This window comes from Thermococcus sp. (assembly GCF_027063845.1).
In the GTDB taxonomy this organism is placed as follows: Archaea; Methanobacteriota_B; Thermococci; order Thermococcales; family Thermococcaceae; genus Thermococcus.
On record NZ_JAMOQU010000013.1, the window covers coordinates 1 to 1,959 of the forward strand.

General features: G+C 57.0%; 5 protein-coding genes. All 5 read left to right on the forward strand.

Annotation, left to right across the window (positions count from 1 at the left end):
* On the forward strand, positions 1–185 hold a 185-nt coding region (locus tag MVO87_RS00980), incomplete at its 5' end, for a hypothetical protein (RefSeq protein ID WP_297551892.1).
* 4 nt (positions 186–189) lie between these two features.
* Entirely contained in the window at positions 190–753 is a 564-nt protein-coding gene (locus tag MVO87_RS00985; RefSeq protein ID WP_297551894.1) for a hypothetical protein, read from the forward strand.
* A complete protein-coding gene (locus tag MVO87_RS00990) occupies positions 734–1,342 on the forward strand; it encodes a hypothetical protein (RefSeq protein WP_297551896.1) in 609 nt (202 codons plus the stop codon). Before MVO87_RS00985 ends, MVO87_RS00990 begins: the two co-directional genes overlap by 20 nt.
* 11 nt (positions 1,343–1,353) lie before the next feature.
* A complete protein-coding gene (locus MVO87_RS00995) occupies positions 1,354–1,779 on the forward strand; it encodes a hypothetical protein (protein ID WP_297551898.1) in 426 nt (141 codons plus the stop codon).
* A partial coding sequence (locus MVO87_RS01000) for a hypothetical protein (RefSeq protein ID WP_297551900.1) occupies positions 1,776–1,959 on the forward strand: 184 nt, incomplete at its 3' end. The genes MVO87_RS00995 and MVO87_RS01000, both read left to right, overlap by 4 nt.

Here is a 1,959-nt window from a genome sequence, read left to right on the forward strand (position 1 = left end):
TAAAGCAAGTCAGCCCGGACGGCTCGCTCAGCAAGGACGTTGACACCATCGTGCTCCAGTCCGGCCAGAGCGAGATGGCTGACGGGTGCTGGGGCGTTTACGACCTCGATAGGGGATTCAAACTCGTTGGCTCCCTAAGTGCAAGTGGTACGGTGCTCGTTACGGTCACCTACGAACTAATCTGAGGGGGTGACCGTAACGGGAGTGTTTAGGAGCGACCCCAACACGGCAGAAATCAACGCCAAGATTACAAAAGCTGACACAGACCACACCATCGCCTACACCCAGTACCAGATAAAGGCCAGCGAGGACAAGGCGTTCTTCGTTTCAAAGCTTTGGCCCCACATCTCCAGCGGAGCGACTGCCGACCTAACCATCATCAACCCGGCCGGGAGCGGTAAAACTATCCACATCATGACCACCAAGATGAGCACGACAGACCAGGCGTGGATTAAGTACGTCATTGACCCCACACTCCAAGGCGGGACCCAGATACAGCCCGTCCCGTTCCGGGTCGGTTCCACTGCAACGAGCGTGGCACAGGTCATCATTGACGTGACCAACTACTCCGGCGGTACTGTGGTGGGAGAAGAGGTCATCCCTGGAGGCTCTGGCAACAAAGCGGTCGGCGGTATGGACGAGGGCCTCGTAGCCTTCGTGATACCACCGGGACACAGCGTCCTCTTTGAAGTCATCAACAAAAGCTCAAACGCCAATCAGATTAGCATCCGCGTTGACTGGTGGGAGGAATGATACTATGGTGGACATACTCGGGTTACTCCCCATCCTCAATGGATGGAATTGGGTTAGAGTGAACGGTAGCGAGAAACTAAACGCCGACGACGCCCCAAAAGAACTTTACGAAAGTGAAAACGGCGAGTTCGGTTGGCTCATAAGCGCCCGCGTCAGCACCGATGTAGCAGATGCGGGCCTACGCATATCCTACGACCCCGAAGAGAGCGGACAGTCTCTCCAGTTCTCCCTCATACCGCAGGAACTCTACGACGCTGGCTACTTTGACAAGAGCAACATGCCCTACGTAGCCAACTACGACCCGGCCGGCAAATACACAGCAGAGTTCACGCCCCAGCCACCTTTGAGCCTAAAGGGCACGCTGACAATTACGGCAGTCCCAGGTTCCACCGATGCTACGGTAAACTACGACGTGCTAATCCTCGAAGTGACCGACATCGGGGTCTTCGTTGACTCACTTAGGGTCATATTTGGCATTGAAACGATAATCCAGCTCCTGAACCAGCCAATCAGACAGCCGGAACGGCCCAGACAGCCGGTTACTTTACCGCCGGTGGCACCGAGCCAGTACACCGGGTTCCTGCCGTGAGGTGATGAGCAATGCTTGGGCGCTCGATAGGTGTTGATTATGACCGACTCAAGCGGGCGCTTGGGCCGACCTTCAGCTCCTACAAGCCAATACCAAAGGGTTCTAAGGTCGAGCTGACTATACCAGCCGGCTCACCGGTGGGGTCAGAGTTTACCGCCACCTTCGAGCCTGATGACGGCTACCTACTCGATGTCTCGTATGTGCGTATTACCCTCCCAGACGGTACAGAGGGCAACGTCATAGCCACGACGGACGAGGGTGGCACGCCCCTGCTGGCTAAGAACACCACCGGCACACTCCTCCTTGACGCCTCGGACTTTGGAGCCCTAACTGGCCTTAAAGCACTCGCGCTCTACGTCAAGGTGAACCAAAGCCCAAGCTCCAACGTGGTGGCGACCCTTGAGGTTGGGGGCAGACAGGTGAGGTGGTCGCCATGATTAGCTACCGCGCAATGAAAGACCTCCTGGGCTCGCCCTCGAAGGGCGGGACCTTTCAGTTCACAGTCAGCACGACGCCGACCGCCCTCGGGGCGCTGGAGGTGAAGATGGTCACCATCAAGGCCGACAAGGCCAACACGGACGCCGTTTACATCGGCTTCGACGACTCGGTTAGTACCG